Origin of the sequence: Desulfovibrio sp., assembly GCF_014803725.1 — a bacterium.
Taxonomy (GTDB): domain Bacteria; phylum Desulfobacterota; class Desulfovibrionia; order Desulfovibrionales; family Desulfovibrionaceae; genus Desulfovibrio.
The window spans coordinates 94,568-119,897 of record NZ_JAAVBE010000027.1 but is presented as its reverse complement, the minus strand read 5'-3'; the positions used below and the strand labels follow the sequence as shown (position 1 = coordinate 119,897).

The window sequence follows — 25,330 nt, the reverse complement described above, 5'->3', positions numbered from 1 at the left end:
CGTCCCGCTGTAAAGGGCGCGAGCCCGCCCCGCGCCCCTCCTCTCCGGGCGCGCACTTGCGGCTTGACCGCGGGGCCTCCACAACGTAAAAAAGGCTGTTTGCCCACCTGCGCGGCGGCTTCGGGCGCCCGCGCGTTCCTCATCGCAGGAGAATCCATGCCCAAGCGTACGGACCTTCACAAGATCCTCGTCATCGGCGCGGGCCCGATCATCATCGGCCAGGGCTGCGAGTTCGACTATTCCGGCTCGCAGGCCGTCAAGGCCCTCAAGGAGGAGGGGTACGAGGTCGTCCTCGTCAACTCCAACCCGGCCACCATCATGACTGACCCGCAAATGGCCGACGCCACCTATGTGGAACCCATCGAGCACGACACGCTCGCCGCCGTCATCCGCAAGGAACGGCCGGACGCGCTGCTCCCCACCCTCGGCGGGCAGACGGCATTGAACGCCGCTCTTGAGCTGTTCAAGAGCGGCGTTTTGGCGGAATACGGGGTGGAGATCATCGGCGCGCGCGCCGAGGTCATCGAAAAGGCCGAGAGCCGCGAGCTCTTCAGCAAGGCCATGGAAAACATCGGCCTCAAGATGCCGGCCAGCGGCATCGCGCACAACATGGAGGAGGTGCGTGAGCTCGGCAACACCCTGCCCTTCCCGCTCATCGTGCGCCCGGCCTTCACCCTCGGGGGCACGGGCGGCGGCGTGGCCTACAACCTGGAGGATCTGGAGGTCATCGCGGCGCGCGGCCTTTCCGCCAGCCCCACCTCCGAGGTCATGATCGAGCAGAGCGTGCTCGGCTGGAAAGAGATCGAGATGGAGGTCATGCGCGACAAGAAGGACAATTGCGTCGTCATCTGCTCCATCGAGAATTTCGACCCCATGGGCGTGCACACGGGCGACTCCATCACCGTGGCCCCGGTGCAGACCCTCTCCGACGCCGAATACCAGAAGGTGCGCGACGCCTCCATCGCCATCATGCGCGAGATCGGTGTGGAAACGGGCGGCAGCAATGTGCAGTTCGGCATCAATCCCGTGGACGGCGACATGGTGGTCATCGAGATGAATCCCCGCGTGTCGCGCTCCTCGGCGCTGGCCTCCAAGGCCACGGGCTTTCCTATCGCAAAAATCGCGGCCAAGCTCGCCGTGGGCTACACGCTGGACGAGCTCGCCAACGACATCACCCGCGAAACCGTGGCGAGCTTCGAGCCGGCCATCGACTACGTGGTACTCAAGGTGCCGCGCTTCACCTTTGAGAAATTCCCCGGCGCCAAGGACGAGCTCACCACCTCCATGAAGAGCGTGGGCGAGGCCATGAGCATCGGNCGCACCTTCAAGGAGGCNCTGCAGAAGGGCCTGCGCTCCATGGANATCGGNGCNCCGGGCCTNGGCTGGAACTTCCGCGCNGAGCTNCCGCCGGTGGACGAGATCATGGAGAAGCTGCGCACNCCCAANTCGCGCCGCATCTTCTANCTGCGCCAGGCGCTCNTCGCNGGCGTGAGCGAGGAGGACATCTTCGCCGCCTCNGCCATCGACCCNTGGTTCATCCGCCAGCTCAAGGACATCGTGGACATGGAGGCCANNATCCGCGATTTCGGCCTCGCCAACGACATGACNCCNGGCAACCCGGAGCTTGCCGANATCCTCCGNNTCGCCAAGGAATACGGCTTNTCCGACCGCCAGCTCGCCGAAATGTGGAAGCGCCCGGAGGCGGANATCCGCCGCCTGCGCAAGGATTTCGGCATCCTGCCCACCTATTANCTCGTNGANACCTGCGCGGCCGAGTTCGAGGCCTANACNCCCTATTTCTACTCCACCTACGAGACCGGNGACGAGATGCAGGTGAGCGACCGNCGCAAGGTGCTCATCCTCGGCGGCGGCCCCAACCGCATCGGCCAGGGCATCGAGTTCGACTACTGCTGCTGCCACGCCTCCTTCGCGCTGCGCGACGCGGGCATCATGGCCATCATGGTCAATTCCAATCCCGANACCGTCTCCACGGACTATGACACGTCCGACCGGCTCTATTTCGAGCCNCTCACCTTCGAGGACGTGATGAACATCGTGGAGAAGGAAAAGCCCGAGGGCGTCATCGTGCAGTTCGGCGGNCAGACGCCGCTNAACCTNGCCGTGCCGCTCATGCGCGCGGGCGTGCCCATCCTCGGCACCTCGCCGGACGCCATCGACCGCGCCGAGGACCGCGAGCGCTTCCAGGCGCTCATCGAGAAGCTCGGNCTGCTCCAGCCGCCCAACGGCACGGCCATGGACCTCGAGCAGGCGCTGGANGTGGCNGANCGCATCACCTATCCNGTGGTNGTGCGGCCGAGCTATGTGCTCGGCGGCCGGGCCATGGCCGTGGTCTACGACGCCGCGGANCTCACNGANTATTTCCGCGAGCAGGTNCCGGAAAAGCCCGAGCACCCCATCCTCATCGACAAGTTCCTCGAGCACGCCATCGAGGTGGACGTGGACGCCCTCTCGGACGGCAACGAGGTCTATGTGGCNGGCATCATGGAGCATATCGAGGAGGCNGGCATCCACTCGGGCGACTCGGCCTGCGTGCTNCCCTCCTTCTCGCTCTCCTACGACCANGTGGCCAACATCGCCGCCCAGGCCGAGGCGCTGGCCCGNGAGCTCAAGGTGGTGGGCCTCATGAACATCCAGTTCGCCATCAAGGGGGACGACATCTATATTCTNGAGGTCAATCCCCGCGCNTCGCGCACCGCNCCCTTNGTCTCCAAGGCCACGGGCGTGCCGCTGCCCTATCTTGCCACCCAGGTNATGCTNGGCAAGACCCTNGACGAGCTCGACCCCTGGAGCCTCAGGCGCGGCGGCTTCACCTGCGTCAAGGAAGCGGTNATGCCCTTCCAGCGCTTCCCCGGGGTGGACATCATCCTCGGGCCCGAGATGCACTCCACNGGCGAGGTCATGGGCATGGGCGCGGACTTCGCCGAGGCCTTCCTCAAGAGCCAGATAGCNGCCGGGCAAANGCCNCCGCGCTCGGGCAAGGTNTTCCTCTCGGTCAATGACCGCGACAAGCCCTATGTGGCCGANGTGGCGNNGCTNTTCGCGGACCTNGGCTTCNANCTNCTCGCCACGCGCGGCACNGCGAAAGTNCTGCGCGAGNGCGGCCTTGAGGTGGAGGAAGTGCGCAAGGTCTACGANGGNCGNCCCAATATCGTGGACNTNNTCATCAACCACGAGGTNGCGCTCGTCATCAACACGGCCTCGGGCAAGAACACGGCCANGGATTCCAAGGCNATCCGGCGCGCNNCCCTNACCTGGAAGGTGCCCTACTGCACCACCCTCGCCGCGGCCCGGGCCACGGCCACGGCGCTCGCCGCCGGCCGCGACGTGACCCATGTGGAAACCCTTCAGGAATACTATGCGCGGGATGCGCGGGGGCAGGAATGAAAGCGGTCCTGGTGCTGGAAGACGGCTTCGCGCTGGAGGGGCAGTCCTTCACGGGCGATTTCGAGACGGGCGGTGAGGTCATCTTCACCACTGGCATGACCGGCTATCAGGAGGTGTTGACCGACCCCTCCTATACCGGCCAGATGGTCTGCATGACCTACCCGCTCATGGGCAATTACGGCATCACCGCCGAGGACATGGAATCCGCCGGCATCCACGCCGAGGCCTTCCTCGTCAAGGAATGTTGCAAGCAGCCCTCCAACTGGCGCTCCACCATGTCCCTGCCGGACTTTCTCATGAAGCACGGCACGCCGGGCGTGGAGGGGCTGGATACGCGCGCGCTCACGCGGCACTTGCGCCTGAACGGCGCCATGCGCGGCATCATCTCCACGCGCGAGAAAGACAAGGAAGCTCTGCGCCAAAAGGCGCTCGGGCTGCCCACCATGAAGGGGCGCAACCTCGTGCCGCGCGTGGCCGCCACCGAGCCCTATGCGTGGTATGACAACGCGCCGCAGACCGCGAGCCTCGGCCCCGACGGCTCCTATGCCTGGCGGGGCACGGGCCTGCCGCTCATTGTCTATGACTACGGCATCAAGTGGAACATCCTGCGCCACCTCGTGGCCGCGGGCTTCGAGCCGCTGGCCGTGCCGCCGGGCTTCAGCCCCCAGGCCGTGCGGGCCACGGGCGCGCGGGCGGTCTTCCTGTCCAATGGCCCGGGCGACCCGGCCACTCTCGGGGAGGAGATCGGCATCGTGCGCGAGCTCTGCCGCGACATGCCGGTGACGGGCATCTGCCTCGGGCACCAGATCATCAGCCACGCGCTCGGCGCGCATACGGAAAAGCTCAAGTTCGGGCATCATGGCTGCAATCACCCGGTCAAGGACCTGACCACGGGCAAGATCGAGATCTCGTCCCAGAACCACGGCTTCCATGTGGTGCTGGACGGCGTGGCCGACGTGGAGGCGACGCACGTCAACCTCAACGACCACACCCTCGAGGGACTGAGGCACAAGAAGCTCCCCATCATGAGCCTGCAATACCACCCCGAGGCCGCGGCCGGCCCGCGCGACGGCAACCACCTCTTCCACCGCTTCCGGGAGATGATCGGCAAGGCCACGGGCAACTGAGGCGCCGCCCAGCAGACACCGGGCCACGAGCCGGGGCTTTACAGCCGCTGCCGGCATGGTCTAGACTTCGGACTCACGGAAAGCACATTGACATTCCGCGCACTGGCGGCAACCCCCCGGGGTTGCCGCTTGCTTTGCGCCAGAGAAAATACGGGGCCCGGCTTGCGGGCCGGGCGCCCTCAACCCTTGCGAGGCAAGCATGGATGTTTTCGACCAGGCCACGGAACTGGAACGCATGGACAGGGAATCCGCCCTGATGCGGGCGCGCGCGTCCATGGACCGGGGCGGCCCGGAGTGGATCGACGGCGTGGCCTGCTGCCGGGAATGCGGCGAGCCCATTCCGCAGAAGAGGCTCGACGCGCTGCCCGGCGTGGGCCTGTGCCGCGCCTGCCAGGAGGAGCGCGAACAGGGGATGCACTAAGGGGGCCACGACGTAAAAGAGGGTATGCTTCACGAAGCAGTTGAAAAATCCTCCTTTAATCCGTCTGAAGCGAAGCGGAAGACGGGTGCTGGTGCCGGAAGAATCCTAAAAAATAAGATTTTTTGGTTCCGACAAGGAAGATAAAAATTTCCGCAGGGAGTGTACTCAAGTACTCGACCAAGGAAATTTTTCTCTGACGCAGTCGGAACCAAAAAGGCTGTTTTTGACGGATACTTTCGGCATTACACAGAAGCACGACCACGCTGCAAGCTCGAAAGTACTGCCAAAGCCTCCCTAAAGGACTGTGCATTCCCGCCGATAAGACGCGGAGAAGGAGTACCTCCATGCCGCGATTCCTCCATATGTTTCCCCCCCTGCTCATGCTGACCCTGTGCCTGCCCGCGGGGCCGGCGCTGGCCGCCACCTCCATGGACATGACGGGCTATGACGCCGGGCCGGCCATCATCACGCCGCCCACCCGGCAAAACCCGGTGCAATTGCCGCCGCAGCTCCCGGCCTATCTGCCCAACGGCGCCGTCAACCTCGACGAGGCCTGGATCGAGGACGGCGGCGCGCGCCTCTACTGGAACACCCTGCTCATCCCGCGCCAGCTCAAGATGGCCGGCGCCACATGGGTGGACCCGGCGCTGGTGCCGCCGCTCTTCCCGCCGCAGCAGGCCAAGCAGCCGCGCAAGCGCTGGCGGGCGCCTCGCAAGGCCGCACCCAAGGCCGTGACCACGGTCAAGGTTCCCGAGGGCGTGGGCTCCACGGCGCTTATCTGCGTGCCGGCGGCGCCCGGCACCATCCCCCTGCCGCTCACCGAGGGCCAGACGCCGGTGGCCCAGACCCCGCATCCGCAGGCGCCTGTGAGCCCCGCACCCGCGGCGCCCGCCGCCCCGGCCGAGCCTGTCAAGGCCGTCCAGGCCACGCCGGCTGCCCCGGCCGCGCCCAAGGTGCCCCAAGCCCAGGCCCCCACGGAGCCCGTGCCCATCCCCCCGCTCCAGTAAGTTCGGCAAAAAACATGCCTTTTTCGGGGCTGCCGGTATCCCGCCCAAATTTTTGGCAGGTTTTCCGGCAGCCCCGACTGCCCTTGACTCGAGCCCTTCAGCCGTGTATGTAGCCCCATTCGGCACAATGCCAGCGCGCGGCCCGGCGCCGCCTCCGGAGCGGGGGCGGCTCTCTCTCGCCGAAACCAGCCGGGGCGGCGCTTCTCTGAGACTCAAGGAGTCAGCACATGAAAAGGACATACCAGCCGAGCAAGATCCGCCGCGCCCGCAGGCACGGCTTCCTCGCGCGCATGGCCACGCCCGGCGGGCGGGCCATCATCCGCCGCCGCCGCGCCAAGGGCCGCAAGCGTCTGGCCCCCTAGGCCCGGGCGCGGCGGAGCATCCCGTTGCGGCCCACGGCACAGGGCGCGCCCCTCCCAGGCGGCCTGGCGGGCTATCCCAAGGCGGCCCGGGTTCGGCGCAGGGCGGAATTCACCGCCTGCTACGAGCGCGGGCGCCGTCTCCACAGCCCCCATTTTCTGCTTTTCCTGCTGCCGGGGCATGAGGCCCGCTCCCGCACGGGCATGGCGGTTTCCCGCAAGGTGGGCGACGCGGTGACGCGCAATCGCATCAAGCGCCTCCTGCGAGAATTTTTCCGCCTGCATGCCGGTGCGCTCCCTACAGGGGACGTGGTGGCGGTAGCCAAGCGCCAGGCCGGCGAGGCCGGTCTCGACCTTGCCGCTGTCACGGCCGAGCTCCTGCCGCTCCTTCAGGGGCGCGCGAAGCACGACCGCCCCGGCACGCGCCCGCAACGGACGGCAGCTTCGGAGGGTCAGGCGCCGTGGCCGGCATAGTCCGCAGGCTCTGCATCCTGCCCATCCGCCTGTACCAGTGCTGCATCTCGCCGCTCCTGCCGCCGGCCTGCCGCTTCACGCCCACCTGTTCCGCCTATGCCGCCGAGGCCATCCTCCGGCACGGCATCGCGCGCGGCGGCTGGCTCGCCGTAAGGCGCCTCATGCGCTGCCACCCCTGGGGCGGTTCGGGCTATGACCCTGTGCCGCCCCCAAGACGTCGCCCCGGCGACCCGCCTTCGTCCGAGGAGTAGACTTTTCCATGCAGGACAACAAAAATCTCATCCTGGCCATCGTTCTCTGCCTCATCATCCTTTTCGGCTGGGGCCATGTGGCCGAATACATGGGCTGGGTGGCCAAGCCCGACCCGGCCCAGGTGGCGGAAAAGCAGGAAGCGGCCCGCAAGGAGGCCGAAAAGGCCGAAGCACGCAAGGCCGAGGCGGAGCGCACGGCGACGCTCCCCACCTTCACCCCCTCGGCCGGGCGCGACGTGACCGTGGATTCGCCGCTGTACAAAGCGGTGCTCTATTCCGGCGGCGGTCCGCTGCGCTCCTATGAGCTCAAGAAGTACCAGGCCGGCCTCGCGCCGGATTCGCCCCTGGTCAACCTGGTGGACGAGCGCACGGCCGCCGTGGCGCCGCTCGGGCTCGTCATCAACGGCCAGCCCTCGTGGAGCACCGGGCAATGGGCGCTGGACGGCACGGACGCCCTCACGCTCAGCGAGGGCCAGCAGGGCACCCTGCGCCTCACCGGCATGGTGGACAATCTGCGCGTCGTGCGCGAGCTCAGCTTCAGCGGCGATACCTACCTCATCAAGGAAAAGATCCGGCTCATCAACACGGGCGACCAGCCCCGCAGCGTGCGCGTGGGCGCCACGGCGGCGCTCGATTCCAGCATCGCCACGGGCAGCCAGTACGACTCCATGCGCGTGGCCTGGGACGAAAACGGCAGCGTGGACGAGGAATCCTCCGGCAAGACGCTGGGCACCACCGGCGTGCAGGCCACCGGCAAGATCTGGTGGGCCGGCCCCATGAGCACCTATTTCCTCGCCGCTGTGCTCCCCGGCGACCCGGATGCGGTGACGGTCAAGGGCGTCGCGCAGAACACGGTCTTCCGCGCAGCCGTGGAGGAGCCGGAGCTTCTGCTCAACCCGGGCGAGGAACGCGAGCTCTCCTATTCCTACTGGTTCGGCCCCAAGGTGCGCTCGGAGCTCGAGGCCGTCTCCGACCAGCTCGCGCGGAGCATCCAGCTCGGCTTTTTCAGCATCATCGCCAAGGGCCTGCTCTGGCTGCTGGAATTCTTCCACAGCTTCGTCCACAACTGGGGCGTGGCCATCATCTTCCTCACGCTGTTCATCAAGGCGGTGTTCTGGCCGCTCACGGCCAAGAGCTACGCCTCCATGGAAAAGATGAAGCAGCTCCAGCCCATGATGCTGGCCATCCGCGAAAAGTACAAGGGCAACCGCGAGGAGATGAACAAGGAGGTCATGGCGCTCTACAAGACCTACGGCGTCAACCCCGCCAGCGGCTGCGTGCCCATCCTCATCCAGCTCCCGGTGTTCTTCGGCCTGTACCAGGCGCTCCTCACGTCCATCGCGCTTCGGCACGCCTCCTTCATCACCTATCTGCCGGGCACGGACATCATCTGGCTCGCTGACCTCTCGGCCAAGGACCCGCTCTACATCACGCCCATCATCATGGGTATCACCATGTTCCTCCAGCAGCGCATGAGCCCGCCCCCGGCCGACCCCATGCAGCAGAAGATCATGCTCTTCCTGCCGCTCATCTTCACCGTGCTCTTCCTCAACTTCCCGTCGGGCCTCGTGCTCTACTGGCTGGTGAACAACATCCTCTCCATCTTCCAGCAGTGGCTCATGATGCGGAAGCTCAAACACGGCGGCAAGACGCCCCAGAAGGCGCCCGCCGCAAAATAGCGAAAACGGGGCGGCCCGCGCGGCCGCTCCGGCGAGGCTTATACATATGGACGGATTCAAGGAGTTCCAGGGCAAGGATCTCGACAGCGCCATAGCGGAAGCCTGCGCCTATTTCGACTCGCCGCGGGAGCGGCTCGAGATCGAGATCGTGCAGGATGCCAAGACCGGCATTTTCGGCATCGTGGGCGCGCGCAAGGCCAAGGTGCGCGCCCGCCGCGTGCAGTTGCGCGAAGCGGTTGAAAGCGTGCTCGGCCCCCGGGGCGGCCAGCGCGGTGCCACCAGCGAGGAGGAGGGCCGCGCCCCCCGCGGCCAGGCCAAAAAACCTCGCGGCGAGCGCCGCCCGCCCAAGGCCGAAACAAACGACGCGCCTGAAACGCAACCAGCGGAAAAGGCAGCGCCGGCGCCCGAAGCCGCGCGCGCCGAGCCTCAGCCGGAGGAGCAGGCCCCTCAGGCACACCACGCGGCGGAAGAGCCGGCGAGCCCAAGCCCCGCTCGCCCCGCAGGGCGCCCGCAGCCAAGGCGCGCCGCTGCTTCCCGGGCAGCACCCCGCACCGCGCCCCCCGAGGAAGCGTCGGAGGAAAGCCCGGCCCCCGCGTCTGTCCCCCACGCTTCGTCTGTCACCCACACTTCCCACGCGGCCCCGGCGCCTGACCTCGACGCCGACGACGCGCCCGAGGGGCTGCCGCGCACCCCGCTGGAAGAGCTGGACGCGGAACACCTCCAGAGCCTCACCGAAGAGACGGTCAAGGAGCTGGTGCGGCCCATCACCGGCGGCCGTGTGCCCGTGACCGTGCGCGTGGAGGACGGACGCGTGCGCGCCAATGTGGACTGGAGCGGCGAGGCCGGCCTGCTCATCGGCCGCGAGGGGCAGACGCTTGCGGCCTTGCAGTATCTCGCCTCGCGCATGGTCTCGCACGGCATGAACGCGGCCGTCCGCGTACAGCTCGACATTGGCGATTACCGCCTGCGCCAGGACGAGAAATTGCGCGCCGTGGCCCTGAGCCTGGCCGAAAAGGCCCGCGCCACCGGGCGCCCCTATTCCACGCGGCCGCTTTCCTCCTACCATCGGCGCATCATCCACCTTGCGCTTCAGGATGCGGACGACCTGCAGACCCGGAGCTCCGGGGATGGCCCCCTGAAACGGGTGGTCATTTCGCGGCGCCGGCCCGAGGGCGCCTAGCGACCCCATTCCGGGAGGGCGCATGAGCACCATCGCCGCCATAGCCACGCCGCCGGGCGCCGGGGGTATCGGCATCGTGCGCATTTCCGGCCCCAGGGCCAAGGAGGTGCTGGCGCGCGTCTTCCTCTCCCTCGCGCCGGGCTTTGAGAATTTCGAGCCCTGGCGGTTGCACCGCGGCCGCATGCTGGACAGGCACGGGGAAGAGCTCGACGACGTGCTCGCCGTATTCATGCCCGGCCCGCGCACCTTCACCGGCGAAGACATGGCGGAGATCCACTGCCACGGCGGGCCCTTCCTCCTCGAGGAAGCGCTCACCAGCGTGCTCTCCCTCGGCGCGCGCCAGGCCGAACGCGGCGAATTCTCGCGGCGCGCCTTCGAGAACGGCCGGCTCGACCTCTCCCAGGCCGAGGCCGTGGCCGAGCTCATCGCCGCGCCCTCGCGCGAGGCCGCGCGCCATGGCCTCAACCGCCTCGACGGCCAGCTCGGCCGTCAGACCGCGAGCTTGCGCGAAGAGCTGGAGGACCTGCGCGCCCATGCGGCCCTTGGCGTGGACTTTCCCGACGACGAGGTGCCCTCGCTTGGGCCTGCGGCCTTCGCCGCGGCCGTGGACGCTGTGGCCGCGTCCGTGCGGCGCCTGCTCGCGGGCAAGCGCCGCGGGCGCCTCATGCAGGACGGCGCGCAGGTGGTGCTCGGGGGCGCGCCCAATGCCGGTAAGTCCAGCCTGCTCAACGCGCTTTTGGGGCGCGACAGGGCGCTCGTCACGGACATACCCGGCACCACGCGCGATTTTCTGGAAGAGCCGTGCGATTTCAGGGGCCTCCCTGTGCGCCTTGTGGATACCGCGGGCCTGCGCAATGACGAAGCCGGGGCCGATACGGTGGAGGCCCTGGGCATGGCCCTGACCCGCGAGCGCCTGGCCGCGGCCGACCTCGTGCTCGTGGTCGTCGACGGCGCGCGCCTTGGCGAGGGCGGCGCCCGCGCCGTGAGCTGCCCGGACCCTGTGACCGCGGAGATACTCGCCCTGGCCGCGGACGCGGGCGTGCCCGCGCTCCTCGTGTGGAACAAGTGCGATGTCTGCGCGCCCGAAGGCGCCGGCGCGTGGCCCCCGGCCTGGGCAGGCGGCCTCCCGGCGCTCAAGGTGAGCGCGGCCACGGGCGCCCACGTGGAGGATCTGGCGGCGCTCGCCCGCGCGCAACTGCTGGACACCGCGCCCCCGGCCGAAGGCACGCTGGCGCCCAATGCGCGTCAGGCGCTGGCGCTCGAGCGCGCCCTTGAGGAGCTGACGGCCCTTGCCGCCGACATCCAGGCCGGCCAGCCCCATGACTGCTGCCTCGCCAGGCTGGACACGGCCGCGGCGGCGCTCGGCGAGGTCACGGGCCTGGGCACCGCCGCGGAAGTACTGGACCGCATTTTCGCGCATTTTTGCATCGGCAAGTGACATGGACCTCACGGAACTTTCCCGCCGCCCCACGAGCGAAGAGATCAACGCCATGCCCCTGCGCCATTACGAGGGACCGGTGGAGGTGGTGCGCACCCCCGAGGCCTGGGCGCGCGCCGAGGCGGACATGCGCGCCGACGGCATCCTGGGCTTCGACACCGAGACGCGGCCCACCTTTCGCAAGGGCAAGCTCAACGCGCCCTCGCTCATCCAGATCGCCACGGCGAAGACGGTCTATCTCGTCCAGCTCGGCTGGCTGCCCTTCGGCGAAGCCTGCGCGAAGCTGCTCGCCTCGCCGGAGATCATCAAGACCGGGGTGAGCATCGGCGACGACATGCTGGCGCTGGCCCGCATCCATCCCTTCACGCCCGCGGGCCTCGTGGACCTGGGGCAGGTGGCCCGGGCGCACAAGCTGCCCAACCAGGGCCTGCGCACGCTCGCGGCGAGCCTCTTCGGCTGGCGCATCTCCAAGGGCTCGCAATGCTCCAACTGGAGCCTCATGGATCTTTCGCAACGCCAGATCGAATACGCCGCCACAGACGCCTGGATCGGGCGGCTCATCTACCTGAAGCTGAAAGAACTGGGCCTCACCGACGGCAGCCCCAACGAGCCGCTGGCCACGCGCAAAAAGCGGAAAGGCGGCGCGTGATGGCGCTAGGGACGGACGCCCCTCCCCCTGCCGCGGCCCTAAGCGCCGACTTTGCCGACGCGCGGCCGCTCTTCTTTTCCGGCGGCACGGCCCTGCGCGCCACGAGCCGCGCCCTTGCCTCCCGTACGCGCCATTCCGTGCACCTGCTCACCACCTTTGATTCGGGCGGCAGTTCCGCGGCCCTGCGCCGGGCCTTCGCCATGCCCGCCGTGGGCGACATCCGCAACCGCCTGGTCGCCCTCGCCGACGCCGACGCGGTGCCCCCCGCGGCGCTGGACTTCTTCACCGCGCGCCTCCCTGCCGAGGGCGACCCCGAAGAACTGCGCGGCCGCCTCAGCGCCATGGGCCAGGCGGCCCACCCCGTCTGGCGCACCATGCCGGAAACCTGGGCCCGGGCCTTCCGGCTCCATCTCGGCCATTTCCTGCGCCGCATGCCCGCAAGTTTCGACCCGCGCCTCGCCTCTCTGGGCAACCTGCTCCTCGCCGGCGGCTACCTGCGCCACAAGCGCGACCTCACCCCGCCCATCGCGCTCTTCAGCCAACTGCTCCATGTGCGCGGCACCGTGCTCCCCACCGTGGAGGAAAGCCTGCACCTCGCGGCGGAACTCGCCGACGGCAGCCTCGTGGTGGGCCAGCATGAATTCAAGGCGCTTGCCGCGCCGGTGACGCGGCTGATGCTCACCGTGCACGAGCCCGGCCGCGGCGCGGATGACGGCGCAGGCCCCGGCGCCCCCACGCCCTGCCGCCCGCGGCTCTCCTCCGTGGCGGCGGAGCATGTGCGCACGGCGAGCGCCATCTGCTATCCCATGGGCAGCTTTTATTCCAGCGTGCTCGCCAATCTTTTGCCCAGCGGCGTGGGCCGGGCCGTGGCACGGCGCGCCTGCCCCAAGGTCTTCATCCCCAATACCGGCACGGACGCGGAACTGGCCGGCCTCGGCGTGGCCGGCCAGGTGGCGGCCATTTTGCGCACCTTGCGGGCGGACGCGCCCTGGGCGCGCACCGAAGAGCTGCTGCAAGTGGTGCTGGTGGACAGCCGCCACGGCCGCTATGAAGGCGGCCTTGCGCCCGAGACTGTACGCGCGCTCGAGGCCATGGGCGTGCGGGTGGAAGACAGGGACATGGTGATGGAAGCCGAGCCGGGGCGCCATGATCCCGAGGCCGTGGCACAGGCCCTGCTCGAGATCTGCGCCCGGGGGACGGCGTGAGCCGGGCCCCGGCCGAAGAAGAGGCGGCGCAAGGCCCCGCGCTCACCATCGATGCCGAAAGCGCGGGCATGCGCCTCGACAAGGCGCTGGCGCCTCTCGTCTCCGAGGGAGTGCGCGGGCGGCGCCGGCGCATCGAGGAGGGCGGCGTGCTGCTCAACGGCGCGGCCTGCCGCGAGCCGGCGCGGCGCGTCAGGGCCGGTGATGTTGTTGCCCTCGTGCGCGCCGAGCCGCCGAGCGAACCCCCGCAAGATGTGGCGCGCCTGCTCGGGCGCCAGGGCGATTTTTGCTTCCTGTTCAAGGGCGCCGGCCTGCACAGCGCGGCCCTCCCCGGCAAGCCGGGGGACAGCCTCGAGGCGTGCCTCCCCGCGCTCTGCGCCCCCGTGCTCGCGCCAGGCGAGCAGCCGGAACTCCTCCAGCGGCTGGATCAGGGCACCTCGGGCCTCGTCTGCGCGGCCCTGACGCCAGAGGCGGCCTGCGCCTTCCGCGCCGCCGAAGCTGCCGGCCAGTGTGAAAAGCGCTATCTCGCCCTGCTCACAGGCGCGCTCGCAGGCCCCGTGACCGCTCGCCGGCGGCTCGACACCAATGACCGCCGCACCACGCGCCTGCTGGACGAGGACGCCGGGCCGCTGCGGCGCACGGAATTCCTGCCGCTCCATGGCTTTGAGGGCGAAGCATGCGCCCGGCTCTCTGCCCTGCTGGCGCCCGACGCTGCGGAGGCGCCCCCCGCGCTCACTCTTGCGGCCTGCCGTATCAGGCGCGGCGCCCGCCACCAGATCCGCGCCCATGCCGCAAGCCTCGGCCACCCCCTGTTCGGGGACGGCCGCTATGCGCCCCCGGGCGCGCCTGCCGGCACCGCCGGGCAGTTCTTCCTCCACCACGGGCTGCTCGCCTTGCCGGGCCAGCGATGCTCCATAGCGCCGCCCTGGCCCTGGCTGGAGGACAATCTCCCCCCGGAGGCGCGCCGGCGCGTCCGCGCGTGGCTGGAGACCGTCGATTAAACGCCAAACCACCCGCCCCGGGGCAGGTGGTTTGAGCGTGCCGCATCCGTCCCGCAGTACGACAAAAAATCTAGCCGCAGCGGGAGAAGCCGCAGGCCGGGCAGATGAGGCAGCCCTCCTGGAAGAGCAGGGCCTCGCCGCATTCCGGGCACTTTTGGGCCTCGATGTCGGTGACCTGCCCCAGATGCTCGTCCTTGAGGTAGCGCTTTTCCAGCACCCAGGCGATGGCGTCCGGGATGGAGAGCAAAAGCCCCTTGCCGCGGAACACCGGGTGCTCGCCGCCGATGCCCTTGATCTGCGCCACCACGTCGCGCACGGCCACGCCGGAGCGCAAGGCCAGCGAGACGAGCCGGCCGATGGCCTCGGCCTTGGCCGTGATGGAGCGGCCCGACTTGCCGATGGTGGCGAACACCTCGAAGGGCTGGCCGTCCACCTCGTTGACCGTGAGATACATGGCGCCGAGGCCGGTCTGCACCTTCTGGGTGAAGCCCTGCACCACGTCGGGCCGCTTGCGCACGCCCGAGGCCGCGGGGGCCGGCGCCGCGGCCGCGTTGCCGCCGTCCATCTTTTTCTGGCCCTCGCCCGTGGCGAGCACCTGGACGCTCTTGCAGCCGTCCCGATAGACGGTCACGCCCTTGCAGCCCTCCTTGTAGGCGAGCCAGTAGATGTCGTGGATGTCCTTTTCCGTGGCGGAATTGGGCAGGTTGACCGTTTTCGAGACCGCGTTGTCCGTGTGCCGCTGGAAGGCCGCCTGCATGCGCAGATGCCACACCGGCGCGATGTCCATGGCGGTCACGAAGGTCTTGCGCAGCTTCTCCGGCAGGAACTTCATGTCCCGGATGGAGCCGGTCGCCGCCACGCTCTCCATGAGTTCGGCGCTGGCGAGGCCCGCATCGGCCAGCGCGGCCTCGAAATAAGGATTGACCTCCACCAGGCGCTCGCCGTCGAGGATGTTGCGCGTGAAGCAGAGCGCGAACAGCGGTTCCACGCCGGACGAGCACCCCGCGATGATGGAGAGCGTGCCCGTGGGCGCGATGGTGGTGACCGTGGCGTTGCGGTAGGGGCCTTCGCCGCGCTGCGCATAGACGGATGCGGGATAGGCCGGGAAGGGCCCGCGCTCGCGCGCAAGCTCGGCCGAGGCCTTGTGTCCCTCCTCCTGCACGAAGGCCATGAGCCGTTCGCCGAGGGCCACGCCCTCGGGCGAGTCATAGGGCACGCCGAGCTCATAGAGCAGGTCGGCGAAGCCCATGACGCCGAGGCCGATCTTGCGGTTGCGGCGCACGGTCTCGTCGATCATGGGCAGCGGGAAGCGCGAGGCGTCGATAACATTGTCGAGAAAGCGCACGGCAAGGCGCACGGTGCGGCCAAGGCCCTCCCAGTCCACGCCCTTCTCGGCCGGGTCGGCGTCGTCATTGTGGCCGGGCACATAGAAGCAGGAAAGGTTGATGGACCCCAGGTTGCACGCCTCAAAGGGCAGCAGCGGCTGCTCGCCGCAGGGGTTGGTGGACTCGATCTCGCCCTGGTCGGGCGTGGGGTTGTCGCGGTTGATGCGGTCGAGGAAGACGATGCCCGGGTCGCCGGACTGCCACGCCTTTTTCACCAAAAGGTCAAAAATCTCGCGCGCGGGCAGGCGCCCGGCCACTTCGCCCGTGCCGGGAAGCCTGAGCTCATAGTCCTCGCCGCGCTCCACGGCCTGCATGAAGGCCTCGGTGAGACCCACGGAAAGATTGAAGTTGTTGAACTCGCCCTCGCGCTCCTTGGCGCGGATGAAGTCCACGATGTCGGGATGGTCCACGCGCAAAATGCCCATGTTGGCGCCGCGGCGCGTGCCGCCCTGCTTGATCTGCTCGGTGGCGGTATTGAAAATGCGCAAAAAGGACACCGGCCCCGAGGCCACGCCGCCCGTGGAGCCCACGCGGCTCTCCTTCGGGCGCAGGCGCGAGAAGGAAAAGCCCGTGCCGCCGCCGGACTTGTGGATCATGGCCGCGTATTTCACGGCGTCGAAGATCTCCTCGATGGAGTCGCCCACGGGCAACACGAAGCAGGCGGAAAGCTGGCCCAGATCCGTGCCCGCGTTCATGAGCGTGGGCGAATTGGGCAGGAACTTCCAGCTCGTCATGAGGTCGTAAAACTCGGCCGCCAGCGCCTCGGGCGCATAGGGCGAGCCGGGATACCTGGCCTCCTCCGCGGCCACGGCCGTGGCCACGCGCCAGAAGAGCCCGCGCGGGTCTTCGGCCAGGATGCCGTCCAGATCCTTGCGCAAATAGCGCTTTTCGAGCACCACTTCGGTATTGGGCTTAAGGGAGGGCCGGGGCAAGTTCCTTGGCATGGGCATCATGGCGCGCGATCCGTTGGCTGATGTCTGTAAAAAGAGAAAAAACCGAAACCAAGCGGGCTGTATACGCCACACGAGCCCGAAACAAAAGGCCCGCAAGCCCGCTTGCCACGGATAACCGCGCAGATTTACGGAGAAAATTTTTATGATTTTTTCTTGAGTCCGGCGGGAGCCCGCTTGCCGCCGGGCGCGAAGATGCGCGCGCCGCTGCGGGCGTCGCGGCGGGGCGCCTCACGGCCGAGGCGCACCAGGGAGCCGGACGCCACGGCCCCGGCATCCTCCAGCAGGGCGAGACCGCAAGGGGCGCAGCCATAGCGCGCAAGACCGTCCACGCCCGGAACGGCAAAGGGGGAGGACAGGACGCGGGCTTCCCGCGCGGAAGGCTGCGGCGAGTGGCTTTCGCCTTCCTCCCCTTCAGGCGCCGCGGTCAGCAGGAGCGGCGAGAGCGACAGGCTGCGCTTGGTGAGACCGGCCGCCGCCGTGAGCTCGGCCAGCCAGCGCGGCGCCCCCTGCGGGGAAAAGGTGAAATGGCACCAGGCGCCGCGCGAGAGCGGGCACGGCGTGTCGGCCGTGCAGGGTGCGACGGCATGGAGGCCGCCCTCCAGAGCCAGCTCGCGCAGACGCATGAGGGTTGTTCCCCCAAGCCTCGTCCCCGGCTCCACAAAAAGCAGGGCCGGGGGCGCCGGAACCCTGTTTGCGGCGCCCTCCGCGCTCGGCATGTCGGCCGGCCCGGGCGCAAGCAGCGGCGCCCAGGCGGCGAGCAGCCGGTCGAGACGTTCGCCCAGGGCATCTTCGGGGCCGGCTTCCAGTTCGTCCAGCGGCCCGGCGGCATCAGGGTCATCTTCATCATCGCGGGCCGAGCCGTGCCCGCGCCGCGCCGGGCGCACCTCGTTGAGCACATTGGCCGCGGTGACGAGCCATGGGCGCCAGCCCTGGCGCAGCAGGGGCAAAGCGCGGGAGGCGAGGCTTTCCAGCGGCCCGCGCTCGAGGCGCACGGGCCACACGGGTTCGCCTGTCTCTTCCCCCCAGGCGGCGAACAGCGCCCGCCCCAGTTCCAGCGGCTGGCTCGCGCTGTCCAGCGCCAGCACCTGCACCGGCGCTGCACGCCATTCGGGCCGCGCCAGCCACAGGGCCAGCGGCACAGTGAGCGGCCCCGAGCCCGCATCCAACAGGAGGGCCGGGCCGTGGCCGCCTTCGGGCGGCGGCAGGGGCAGCCCGCGGAAGAGCCGCGTGAGGCGCACGAGGTTCCAGGGCAAAAAATAGTGCAAGTAGGCGCTCACAAAGGCCGGTCGGCTCCAGTAGGGGCGGCGCAACTCCGCCCTTTCGGCCGTGAGCGCGCGGGAAAGTGCGGCAATGTCTTCCGGCAGGGAGCGGCGGTGCGCGCCCGTGAGCGGCCTGACGCGGGCGAGCGCTTCGGGGAGACGATTGAGTGCCGCCTGTGCGGCCGCGTCCAGCGGCGGGAAGAGCTCGGCCATCACTTCCCATGCGGCGGAGGGCCTGGGCGCTGGCCGCACAGCGCGCCGGGGCGCGTTGCCCTCAGCGGGCACCCCCTGTGGCCGTGGCTTTGCAGAGGGCCTTTCGGGAGCCTTTGCTGTGGATTTCGCGCCTTTTGTACGGCCCTTGGGGACGGGGCGGGACGGCGTGATGGCAGGGGGTCTGCGTGACATTTATTCTCCCAGGCGCATATGCGCAAGATAGGCCTGCTGGAATCCCGGCCCTTCGGTGAGCTCGAGCACGGCGGCGCCTTCGCAGAGCGCGGCCAGCGGCCCCATGCGCTCCGGGCAGGCCGCTAGCAGACAGGCCCCGGCAAGCGCCGTATTGCCCGCTGCGGCCATGCGGCCGAGCGGCACGCCCGGCGCGAAGCCCAGGTCCTTCAGGTCGGCAAGGCGCACGTGCCCGCCGAGAGCCCCGGCCAGCGCCAGCTTTTGCAGGCGCACAGGCGCCACGCCCGCGGCCGCGCAGACGGCCTCCAGCGCCACGGCGAACGCGGCCTTGACCTTGAGCAGCAGCTCCACATCGGCGGCGGAAAGCCAGAGCCCGAGCGGCAGGGGGAGGCGCGCCCCGCCGGGCGCCGGCGTCACCTTCTGCGCAAGCGCGCGGGCCAGCGGCAGGGCCGTGGCATCGGGGGGCACAAAATGGCCGTCCCTGTCCAGCACGCCCAGCCGGAACAGCAGAGCCAAAAGCGAAAGATAGCCGGTGGCGCTGATGCCCGCCGCTTCGGCGGGAGCCGCTCCGCCGTGGCCTTGGCCGAAGAACAGCGGCTCAAGCCCCCTGGGGCTGTGGCGGAACTCCGTGACCACGCCGGGGGCGGCCATGGCGCCGCGCTCCGGGCCGATGCCTTCCAGCGCCGGCCCGAGAGGGACGCTCGCAAGAAAGAGGTGATCGTCTTCCGTACACAGGGCGAGCTCGCCATTGGTGCCGAGATCCGCCAGCACAAAGGGGCGCGGCGTGTCCGCCGCCAAAAGGGCGGCCAGTCCGGCGCCCACATCGCCGCCCACGAAGGGCGCGGGCAGCGGTGGCACAAGCACGGGCGGGAGGCCCGGGACTTCCACGAAAGCGCCCCCCGGGTGCTCGCGCCGGTAGGGCGCGGCGCACAGCCCCTCCACGCTCACCCCAAGAAAAATATCCGTCATGGCGGTGTTTGCCGCAAGGCAGATGCGCCCGGGCGGGAGGCCCGTGGCCGCGAGCCGCCCCACGATGCCGGCCACGGCCGCGCGCGCGAGGCCCCCGAGCGTGGCGAGCCCCGCTTCCGTGCGGGCAAAGGCCAGGCGCGACATGACATCCGCCCCGGCGCCGGCCTGCGGATTGAGTTGGCTCCCCTCGGCGAGGACGCGGCCGGCGGTGCACGCCTCGCCTCCAGATCCCGCGGCCACGGCGCGCCACTGGAGGGAGGTGGTGCCGAGATCCACGCCAAGAACGACCTCCTCCCCCTGCGCGGCCAATTCTTGCGCCCCCGCTCCCGTGGGGGCATCCGCTGAAAGAGAGGGGGCAAGCGCAGCGGGGGGGAGTTCAAGCTCGAGCACGCTGCCCGGGGCCATGTCCGGCACGCAGCGCCGGCAGGCGAGGCGCCAGCCGGCCGCGACCGCCTGCGTCGGCAGCACGACCTCGTCTTCGGGGAGGGGCGGCGGCGCCTCCCCCACATAGCGCACGCGGCAGCGCCCGCAGCGGCCGAGGCCCATGCAGAGCGGCCGCGGCGGCACCGCGCCGGAAAGCCAGATGGCGCGGGCAAGCTCCTCGCCCGGCTGCGCGGTGAACGAGACCGCGCGCGGCGAGGCGTCGCCGGNGCGCNTCAGGNCCCGCGGCCGGCGNNAGGCGCACGGTGACGCCCGGGTGCATGGGNGCTNCCCCGCTTATTTCCAGAGGTTGCCGTACTTGGCGGCGATGCCGTCNGTGCGCTCCACGAGCTTGTCCACCAGCGCGTCGAGGTCNTCGGCNTTGACCGTGCCCACCTCGCGGGCGAGCAGNTAGCCGAGATAGCCCTTGCCCTGGCTGAACACCCAGCAGACCCCGTAGACGGAGCCCACGGCCGGGCGCCCGGGAAATTCCGGCGCGGTGTTGAGCAGCACGCGCAGCTCGGGCGCGTCGCGCTCCTCATCGGCATTGAGGCGGAAGAGGCTGCTCTGGTTGAAGCGCTCCTTGAGGCGGGTCGACAGGCGCGCGCCNAGGCTGTCCGTGCCGTCGAGCTGGACATTGACCACGGTGGTGCGGTCCGCGCTTTTCTCGGGCGCGTCCTGCACGGGTTTGCCCGCCTGGGGCACCGCGGGCTGNGCCGCGAAAAGCGGCGCCGGGGAGAGACAGAAGGCCGCCAGCAGGAGGGCGGCGGAAAGCAGGAAAAGCGGACGGGTGGCGTGCATGGTTTCCTCGCTGGCTGGAGATGGGGCGCCGGGTTCGGACAGTGTTCGGGGCGGCTGCCGCCGGCGCCCGGCAATCAAGAAAAATTCTACACATTTTTTTGGAAAATGTCCAAGCGCGCCCGCGCGCACCGTGCCGGGAAGGNNCCNNCCNCTCCCCGCGCACGANGTTTGGNCGCCCCTTCNNCGCCNAAGCTGTGAAGAAAATGGCATATGCGCCCGCTGACGGCTTGAAAGCCGGATTTTTTTGGTGTATCGTTCCATCCGATACACCATCCGCCGGGAAGGATGGGGGCTGATGGTTGAAGTCAGGCCCGGTTTTCGCGCCGGGTCATAACCAGGATCTCCACAGGAGGGAAAGGGATGTCTCAGGNAAACTCCGATATCGTTATTGATCGGGGGAAATCGCAGTTCTCTGATCTCTGGAAGAAGGAAGACTACTGGGCCATCTGGATCGGCCTCTTCCTGATCATCGTGGCTGTCTGCCTCGTGTTCGGCGGCCGCTCCGATCTGGAAAGCAAGTACGACCAGTACGCGGCCACCCTCAAGGCCGAGGCCGCCAAGCCCTTCAAGACCATCGAGTGGTACGACGCTTCCGCCGCCCAGAAGGGGCTTCAGGGCCAGAAGCTCCCCGCCGTGGCCGCGCTCATCAACTACATCAAGACGCCGGCCCGGTGGAGCTCCAATCCGCTGGATTCGCTCATCCTGAGCAAGGCTGACGCCGACAGGATGAACGCCTCCGTGCTGCCCAAGGTGGACGAGGCCAAGGCCGCCGAAGCCGCCGCGCTCGACGCCGCCAAGGCCGCGCAGGCCATGGCCGCCGACGCCGGCTTTCAGGACAATTCGCTGAACGACGCGGCCGCCGGCGCCATCGGCGCCTGGCAGAAGGCCAAGAAGGCCACCGCCGACGCCTCCAAGAAGATCGTCAAGCCCTTCAACCGCATCCCCACGCTCATCGTGCTCGGGCTCTGCCTCGGCGTGCTCGTCACNATCGGCGCCGTGGTCATGGGCTTCAACGCCGGCCGCTTCTTCGTGGCNTTCATCGTCGTGTATCTGCTCTGCATTCTCGCCAACATCCTCGGCAACCAGGTGACCATGCGCCGTTACGGCGCCAACGCCGANATCTGGTCCATCGCCATCGGCATGATCATNGCCAACACCATCGGCACGCCNAAATGGCTGCAGGANGGCTCGCAGGTCGAGTACTATATCAAGATCGGCCTGGTTCTGCTTGGTGCTGACGTGCTCTTCCACAAGATCATGGCCATCGGCATCCCCGGCATCTTCGTGGCCTGGGTGGTGACGCCCATCGTGCTCATCACCACCTTCATCTTCGGCCAGAAGGTGCTCAAGATGCCCTCGCGCACCCTGAACATCGTCATCTCGGCCGACATGTCNGTGTGCGGCACCTCCGCCGCCATCGCCACCGCGGCCGCNGCCCGCGCCAAGAAGGAAGAGCTCACCCTCTCCCTCGGCCTCTCCATGACCTTCACCGCCATCATGATGATCGCCATGCCGGCCTTCATCAAGGCCGTGGGCATGCCCGAGATCCTGGGCGGCGCGTGGATCGGCGGNACGGTCGACGCCACGGGCGCCGTGGCCGCCGCCGGCGCGTGGATNGGCCCCAAGGCCCTGCAGGTTGCCGCCACCGTCAAGATGATCCAGAACGTGCTCATCGGCGTGACCGCCTTCTGCGTGGCCATCTACTTCACCACCAAGGTGGACAACACCGGNGAGAAGGTGGGCGCGGGCGAGATCTGGAACCGCTTCCCGAAGTTCGTCATCGGCTTCCTCGCGGTCTCGGTCATCATGTCCATCATCAGCGCCCAGCTTGGCGGCGACTTTGCCAAGATGCTCGTTGACAACGGCGTCAACAAGGTGGCCAACCCGCTGCGCGGCTGGTTCTTCTGCCTGGCCTTCATCTCCATCGGCCTCACCACCGACTTCCGCGCTCTTGCCAAGTACTTCAAGGGCGGCAAGCCGGTCATCCTCTATGTGTGCGGCCAGTCCCTGAACCTCGCCCTGACCCTGCTCATGGCCTGGATCATGTTCTACAAGGTCTTCCCCGAAATCACGGCGCGCATCTAGCGCTCCGCACAGCAAAAGCCGCCGCGGCCCTCAGGCCGCGGCGGCTTTTTTTCATGAGTCCGCCATGCCGCCTGCCACGCGCACCGTCTTCCGCCTCTGCTGCTGGATAGGCGTCCTTTTGCTCTTCTTCTGCGTCATCGGCCCGTGGCTGTTTTCGCTCTCGCCGGCATGGCAGCGCTATGACGCCGTGCAGGAAGAGCACAACATCCACAGCGGCGCCATCTATTACAGCGACGTGCCGGTGACGCAGGAATCGGAAGAGGCCACGCGCAAGGCCGTGCGCGAAGGCATGGCGAACCGCATGCAGCGCCGCCTTGAGGAACGCAAGGCCGCGCAGGCCGGTGGTGGGGCGGATGGCAAAAGCCATTAAGGATGCTGCCGGCGCGGCGCCGCGGCCCCGCTTTGTGGTGAGCGGCTGCCTGGCTGGCCTCTGCTGCCGCTATGACGGCGCAAGCAATCCCTGCCCGCAGGTGGTGGCGCTCGTCGAAGCGGGCCTTGCCGTGCCCGTGTGCCCCGAGAGCCTTTCGGGCCTTCCCGTGCCCCGGCCCCCGTGCGAGCAGGTGCTGGCCGGCCCCGAAAAGAACGAGATCCGCGTGCTTTCCCGTGATGGCGCGGACGTGACGGCGGCCTTTGAGCGCGGGGCCGACCGCGCCCTTTCCGCGGCCCTTGCGAGCGGCGCCCGCGAGGCCATCCTCAAGGCGCGCTCCCCTTCCTGCGGGGTGGGCGAGGTCTATGACGGGAGCTTCAGCCACACACTCAGGCCTGGCGACGGCCTCTGGGCAAAACGCCTGCGCGAGGCCGGTTTCAGGCTCTGGACTGAAGACAGTCTTCCGCCGGACATGACCGACGATACCCCCACGCCCTGAGGCCGGGCCACGAGTCTCGGGCCCTTGTTTTATCCGATACCGCTTCTTCCCGCTCCGGCGTTCCCCTCTCCCTCCCGGCTCTCCGGCCGGTGGATGGTGAAGCCGTTTTTGCCGTTCTGCTTGGTCTCGTAGAGGGCCGCGTCAGCCGCCTGGTAGAGGTCGATGAAGCGCGTGCCGTCCTCCGGGGCGAAGGCCACGCCGATACTGGCCGAGACCTGCCAGCTGTCCTCGCCGTCCGTGCAGACAAAATGCAGTGCTTCCACGAGTTCGCGGGCCTTCTGCTCGGCCCAGGCGTGGCTCGGGATGGGGATGAAGGCCGCGAATTCGTCGCCCCCGAGGCGCCCCACGATGTCCTGCTCGCGAAAGTGCTTCCTGATGACGGCCGAAAATTCCCGGATGCAGCGGTCGCCGAAGGCGTGCCCGAAAGTGTCGTTGGCCTGTTTGAAATCGTCGATGTCGAAGATGAAAAAGGCGGCCGGAGCGTCTGGATGGTGGAGGAGCGCGTCGTCGATCATGCGCTCCGTGGCCTTCTTGGTGGAGCAGCCCGTCATCTCGTCGATATTGGCCAGTCCCTCCTTCTGCTTTTCCGCGTCGATGTTCTTCCTGTAGGTGAACATGTGCAGGGAGTCGTCGTCCGGCGAGTAGAACACATGGGCGTCGATGCGCATCCAGTGGTAGGACTTGCCGTCCTGCGTGATCATGAAGTCATAGCGCAGGTGATGATTGCCCTTGCGGAATTCGGCGAGCGCGTTCTTGGTGCAGAAGCGCGCCACATAGCCCTCGCGGAACTCGGGCTTGATCTGCTTTTCGGCGATGATGCGCAGCCCCTCGTCAAAGGAGCGGCGGCTTGCGCCGATGCGCGCGAAATATTCTTCCGTGTTCGCGCCCACGCAGCGGTTATGCGTGATGTTCCACTCGTAAATATCGTCATAGAGCTGTTCCGTGGCCTGCTTGAACAGGCCGAGCCGCTGCTCGATGATGCCGGTGATCTTTTTGTTGAAGCCCCTGATGACCAGGGTGATGACGGTGAAGACGCTGGCGAGGATGAGCAGGAGCACAAGGATGGAAGTGCTGATCTGCGACCGCATCTTGGCGATGAGCGGCGCCGCGTCCTGCTCCACCACCAGATACCACGAGAGCTCGGGCATGTAGCGCGTGACGAGATAGGAAGACCCGGGCCCCGCTGGCCCATCCGTTTCCCCGTTCTCTCCGCCGCCGCCTGCCCAGACACCGAAATTGGCGTCACTGTTGCGCCTGTCGAGGATGGCGCCGCGGAGCTGCTCGCGGCCTGAGAGCGTGAACCAGTCCTTGTGCTCCTCGCCGGTATGCCCCTGCGAGACTTCGACAGTGCCGCCGCGGTCGAGCAGGAAGACCTCGACCCCGTAGCGCTCCTCATATTCCTTGAGGATGCGCTTGAGGACATCGGTTCGGATGCCGATGCCCACCACGCCGAGCACTTCGCCCCAGGGGTCCATGATCTTGCAGTTCACGAAGACCGCCGGGGCCTTGCCCGCGCCCGCCGTTTTGTCCGTATCCACATTGAGCGAATACTGGCGTTTCGAGGCCAGGAGCGCGGCATACCAGGCGTTTTCCGGGGCGCCCGGGGCGAGCACGCGGTCGATGCCGCCCGCGCTGTAGTAGCGCCGGCTCGCAGCCGACACCAGGAAGACCGAATCGAAATGGTCCCTTTCCTGATAGGCCGCGAGATAGGACTGGATGGCGCGCGCGAACTCCGCCTCGTCCAGATGCGCGCCCTCGCGCAGGAGCCAGTCAGCGAGGAAGGTATCCCCGGCCATGGTCAGGGCGATGGTCACGGGCCGGTTCAGTATCGAGGAGAGCCGGAAATAGATGCTGTCCGCGGTGAGCGCCGAGACCTGCTCCAGCGCGGTCAGCGAAACGCGATAATTGGCGCGGTGACTGAACCAGGCGGTGAGGAGAAAGCCGATGAGGAGGATGACGCCCACCAGCAGATTTGTCTTGATGACCCGGCTGCGCAT

Annotated in this window: 21 protein-coding genes; 16 read left to right on the top strand and 5 right to left on the bottom strand. The window is 68.3% G+C overall.

What is annotated here, in order from left to right; all coding sequences use genetic code 11:
* Window positions 1–156: 156 nt before the first annotated feature.
* The 13 genes from carB to HDR50_RS10125 all read left to right on the top strand — a co-directional run bounded on the left by carB (window position 157) and on the right by HDR50_RS10125 (window position 14,193).
* Window positions 157–3,405 carry a carbamoyl-phosphate synthase large subunit gene (gene carB / locus HDR50_RS10185; protein WP_291358013.1) on the top strand — a complete coding sequence of 1,083 codons (3,249 nt, stop codon included), beginning with the start codon at window positions 157–159 and terminating at the stop codon, window positions 3,403–3,405.
* Entirely contained in the window at window positions 3,402–4,532 is a 1,131-nt protein-coding gene (gene carA, locus HDR50_RS10180; protein ID WP_291358012.1) for a glutamine-hydrolyzing carbamoyl-phosphate synthase small subunit, read from the top strand. Before carB ends, carA begins: the two co-directional genes overlap by 4 nt.
* Window positions 4,533–4,731: 199 nt before the next feature.
* Window positions 4,732–4,953 (top strand): TraR/DksA family transcriptional regulator, encoded by a 222-nt coding sequence (locus tag HDR50_RS10175; protein WP_291358011.1) that lies wholly within the window; start codon window positions 4,732–4,734, stop codon window positions 4,951–4,953.
* A 344-nt stretch (window positions 4,954–5,297) separates the two neighbouring features.
* Window positions 5,298–5,960 carry a hypothetical protein gene (locus HDR50_RS10170; protein WP_291358010.1) on the top strand — a complete coding sequence of 221 codons (663 nt, stop codon included), beginning with the start codon at window positions 5,298–5,300 and terminating at the stop codon, window positions 5,958–5,960.
* Between the two features lie 227 nt (window positions 5,961–6,187).
* A complete protein-coding gene (gene rpmH / locus HDR50_RS10165; RefSeq protein ID WP_165075306.1) occupies window positions 6,188–6,322 on the top strand; it encodes a 50S ribosomal protein L34 in 135 nt (44 codons plus the stop codon).
* 24 nt (window positions 6,323–6,346) lie between these two features.
* Window positions 6,347–6,793, top strand: a complete 447-nt coding sequence (gene rnpA / locus HDR50_RS10160) for a ribonuclease P protein component (protein WP_291358009.1) — start codon at window positions 6,347–6,349, stop codon at window positions 6,791–6,793.
* A complete protein-coding gene (gene yidD / locus HDR50_RS10155; protein ID WP_291358008.1) occupies window positions 6,781–7,044 on the top strand; it encodes a membrane protein insertion efficiency factor YidD in 264 nt (87 codons plus the stop codon). The genes rnpA and yidD overlap by 13 nt, the downstream gene beginning before the upstream one ends.
* 8 nt (window positions 7,045–7,052) lie before the next feature.
* Window positions 7,053–8,723, top strand: a complete 1,671-nt coding sequence (gene yidC, locus HDR50_RS10150; RefSeq protein WP_291358007.1) for a membrane protein insertase YidC — start codon at window positions 7,053–7,055, stop codon at window positions 8,721–8,723.
* 46 nt (window positions 8,724–8,769) lie between these two features.
* Window positions 8,770–9,903 carry a R3H domain-containing nucleic acid-binding protein gene (locus HDR50_RS10145; RefSeq protein WP_291358006.1) on the top strand — a complete coding sequence of 378 codons (1,134 nt, stop codon included), beginning with the start codon at window positions 8,770–8,772 and terminating at the stop codon, window positions 9,901–9,903.
* A 22-nt stretch (window positions 9,904–9,925) separates the two neighbouring features.
* Window positions 9,926–11,341 carry a tRNA uridine-5-carboxymethylaminomethyl(34) synthesis GTPase MnmE gene (gene mnmE / locus HDR50_RS10140; RefSeq protein WP_291358005.1) on the top strand — a complete coding sequence of 472 codons (1,416 nt, stop codon included), beginning with the start codon at window positions 9,926–9,928 and terminating at the stop codon, window positions 11,339–11,341.
* A gap of 1 nt (window position 11,342) precedes the next feature.
* A complete protein-coding gene (locus HDR50_RS10135) occupies window positions 11,343–11,990 on the top strand; it encodes a 3'-5' exonuclease (protein ID WP_291358004.1) in 648 nt (215 codons plus the stop codon).
* On the top strand, window positions 11,990–13,195 hold the full coding sequence (locus HDR50_RS10130; RefSeq protein WP_291358003.1) for a GAK system CofD-like protein: 1,206 nt from the start codon (window positions 11,990–11,992) through the stop codon (window positions 13,193–13,195). Before HDR50_RS10135 ends, HDR50_RS10130 begins: the two co-directional genes overlap by 1 nt.
* Window positions 13,192–14,193 (top strand): pseudouridine synthase, encoded by a 1,002-nt coding sequence (locus HDR50_RS10125; RefSeq protein ID WP_291358002.1) that lies wholly within the window; start codon window positions 13,192–13,194, stop codon window positions 14,191–14,193. Before HDR50_RS10130 ends, HDR50_RS10125 begins: the two co-directional genes overlap by 4 nt.
* A 70-nt stretch (window positions 14,194–14,263) precedes the next feature.
* Here the strand turns inward: HDR50_RS10125 and HDR50_RS10120 are convergent, their stop codons facing one another.
* From HDR50_RS10120 to HDR50_RS10105, 4 genes are all read right to left on the bottom strand, one after another.
* Complete coding sequence (locus HDR50_RS10120; protein WP_291358001.1) at window positions 14,264–16,531, bottom strand: vitamin B12-dependent ribonucleotide reductase; 2,268 nt, start codon at window positions 16,529–16,531, stop codon at window positions 14,264–14,266.
* Window positions 16,532–16,671: 140 nt separating this feature from the next.
* Window positions 16,672–18,003: a small ribosomal subunit Rsm22 family protein gene (locus HDR50_RS10115; protein WP_291358000.1), complete on the bottom strand. Its 1,332-nt coding sequence runs from the start codon at window positions 18,001–18,003 to the stop codon at window positions 16,672–16,674.
* Between the two features lie 192 nt (window positions 18,004–18,195).
* Complete coding sequence (locus HDR50_RS10110; RefSeq protein ID WP_291357999.1) at window positions 18,196–19,707, bottom strand: ASKHA domain-containing protein; 1,512 nt, start codon at window positions 19,705–19,707, stop codon at window positions 18,196–18,198.
* A 171-nt stretch (window positions 19,708–19,878) separates the two neighbouring features.
* Window positions 19,879–20,382, bottom strand: coding sequence for a hypothetical protein (locus HDR50_RS10105; RefSeq protein ID WP_291357998.1), 504 nt, complete (start codon window positions 20,380–20,382; stop codon window positions 19,879–19,881).
* A 360-nt stretch (window positions 20,383–20,742) separates the two neighbouring features.
* Between HDR50_RS10105 and HDR50_RS10100 the strand changes: the two genes are divergently transcribed.
* From HDR50_RS10100 to HDR50_RS10090, 3 genes are all read left to right on the top strand, one after another.
* Window positions 20,743–22,467, top strand: coding sequence for a putative sulfate exporter family transporter (locus HDR50_RS10100; RefSeq protein ID WP_291357997.1), 1,725 nt, complete (start codon window positions 20,743–20,745; stop codon window positions 22,465–22,467).
* Between the two features lie 64 nt (window positions 22,468–22,531).
* Entirely contained in the window at window positions 22,532–22,837 is a 306-nt protein-coding gene (locus HDR50_RS10095) for a hypothetical protein (RefSeq protein ID WP_291357996.1), read from the top strand.
* Complete coding sequence (locus HDR50_RS10090; protein ID WP_291357995.1) at window positions 22,821–23,333, top strand: DUF523 domain-containing protein; 513 nt, start codon at window positions 22,821–22,823, stop codon at window positions 23,331–23,333. Before HDR50_RS10095 ends, HDR50_RS10090 begins: the two co-directional genes overlap by 17 nt.
* 29 nt (window positions 23,334–23,362) lie before the next feature.
* Here the strand turns inward: HDR50_RS10090 and HDR50_RS10085 are convergent, their stop codons facing one another.
* The gene (locus tag HDR50_RS10085; RefSeq protein WP_291357994.1) at window positions 23,363–25,330 is read right to left on the bottom strand and encodes a sensor domain-containing diguanylate cyclase; all 1,968 of its coding nucleotides are present in this window, start codon (window positions 25,328–25,330) and stop codon (window positions 23,363–23,365) included.

Coding starts and splice junctions, on each gene's coding strand:
- HDR50_RS10110 (WP_291357999.1), bottom strand. CDS start 19,707: ATGGGCCTCGGCCGCTGCGGGCGCTGCCGCGTGCGCTATGTGGGGGAG.
- HDR50_RS10095 (WP_291357996.1), top strand. CDS start 22,532: ATGCCGCCTGCCACGCGCACCGTCTTCCGCCTCTGCTGCTGGATAGGC.
- HDR50_RS10085 (WP_291357994.1), bottom strand. CDS start 25,330: ATGCGCAGCCGGGTCATCAAGACAAATCTGCTGGTGGGCGTCATCCTC.
- HDR50_RS10120 (WP_291358001.1), bottom strand. CDS start 16,531: ATGATGCCCATGCCAAGGAACTTGCCCCGGCCCTCCCTTAAGCCCAAT.
- HDR50_RS10145 (WP_291358006.1), top strand. CDS start 8,770: ATGGACGGATTCAAGGAGTTCCAGGGCAAGGATCTCGACAGCGCCATA.
- HDR50_RS10115 (WP_291358000.1), bottom strand. CDS start 18,003: ATGGCCGAGCTCTTCCCGCCGCTGGACGCGGCCGCACAGGCGGCACTC.
- carA (WP_291358012.1), top strand. CDS start 3,402: ATGAAAGCGGTCCTGGTGCTGGAAGACGGCTTCGCGCTGGAGGGGCAG.
- yidC (WP_291358007.1), top strand. CDS start 7,053: ATGCAGGACAACAAAAATCTCATCCTGGCCATCGTTCTCTGCCTCATC.
- rpmH (WP_165075306.1), top strand. CDS start 6,188: ATGAAAAGGACATACCAGCCGAGCAAGATCCGCCGCGCCCGCAGGCAC.
- HDR50_RS10175 (WP_291358011.1), top strand. CDS start 4,732: ATGGATGTTTTCGACCAGGCCACGGAACTGGAACGCATGGACAGGGAA.
- HDR50_RS10130 (WP_291358003.1), top strand. CDS start 11,990: ATGGCGCTAGGGACGGACGCCCCTCCCCCTGCCGCGGCCCTAAGCGCC.
- HDR50_RS10135 (WP_291358004.1), top strand. CDS start 11,343: ATGGACCTCACGGAACTTTCCCGCCGCCCCACGAGCGAAGAGATCAAC.
- HDR50_RS10170 (WP_291358010.1), top strand. CDS start 5,298: ATGCCGCGATTCCTCCATATGTTTCCCCCCCTGCTCATGCTGACCCTG.
- mnmE (WP_291358005.1), top strand. CDS start 9,926: ATGAGCACCATCGCCGCCATAGCCACGCCGCCGGGCGCCGGGGGTATC.
- HDR50_RS10090 (WP_291357995.1), top strand. CDS start 22,821: ATGGCAAAAGCCATTAAGGATGCTGCCGGCGCGGCGCCGCGGCCCCGC.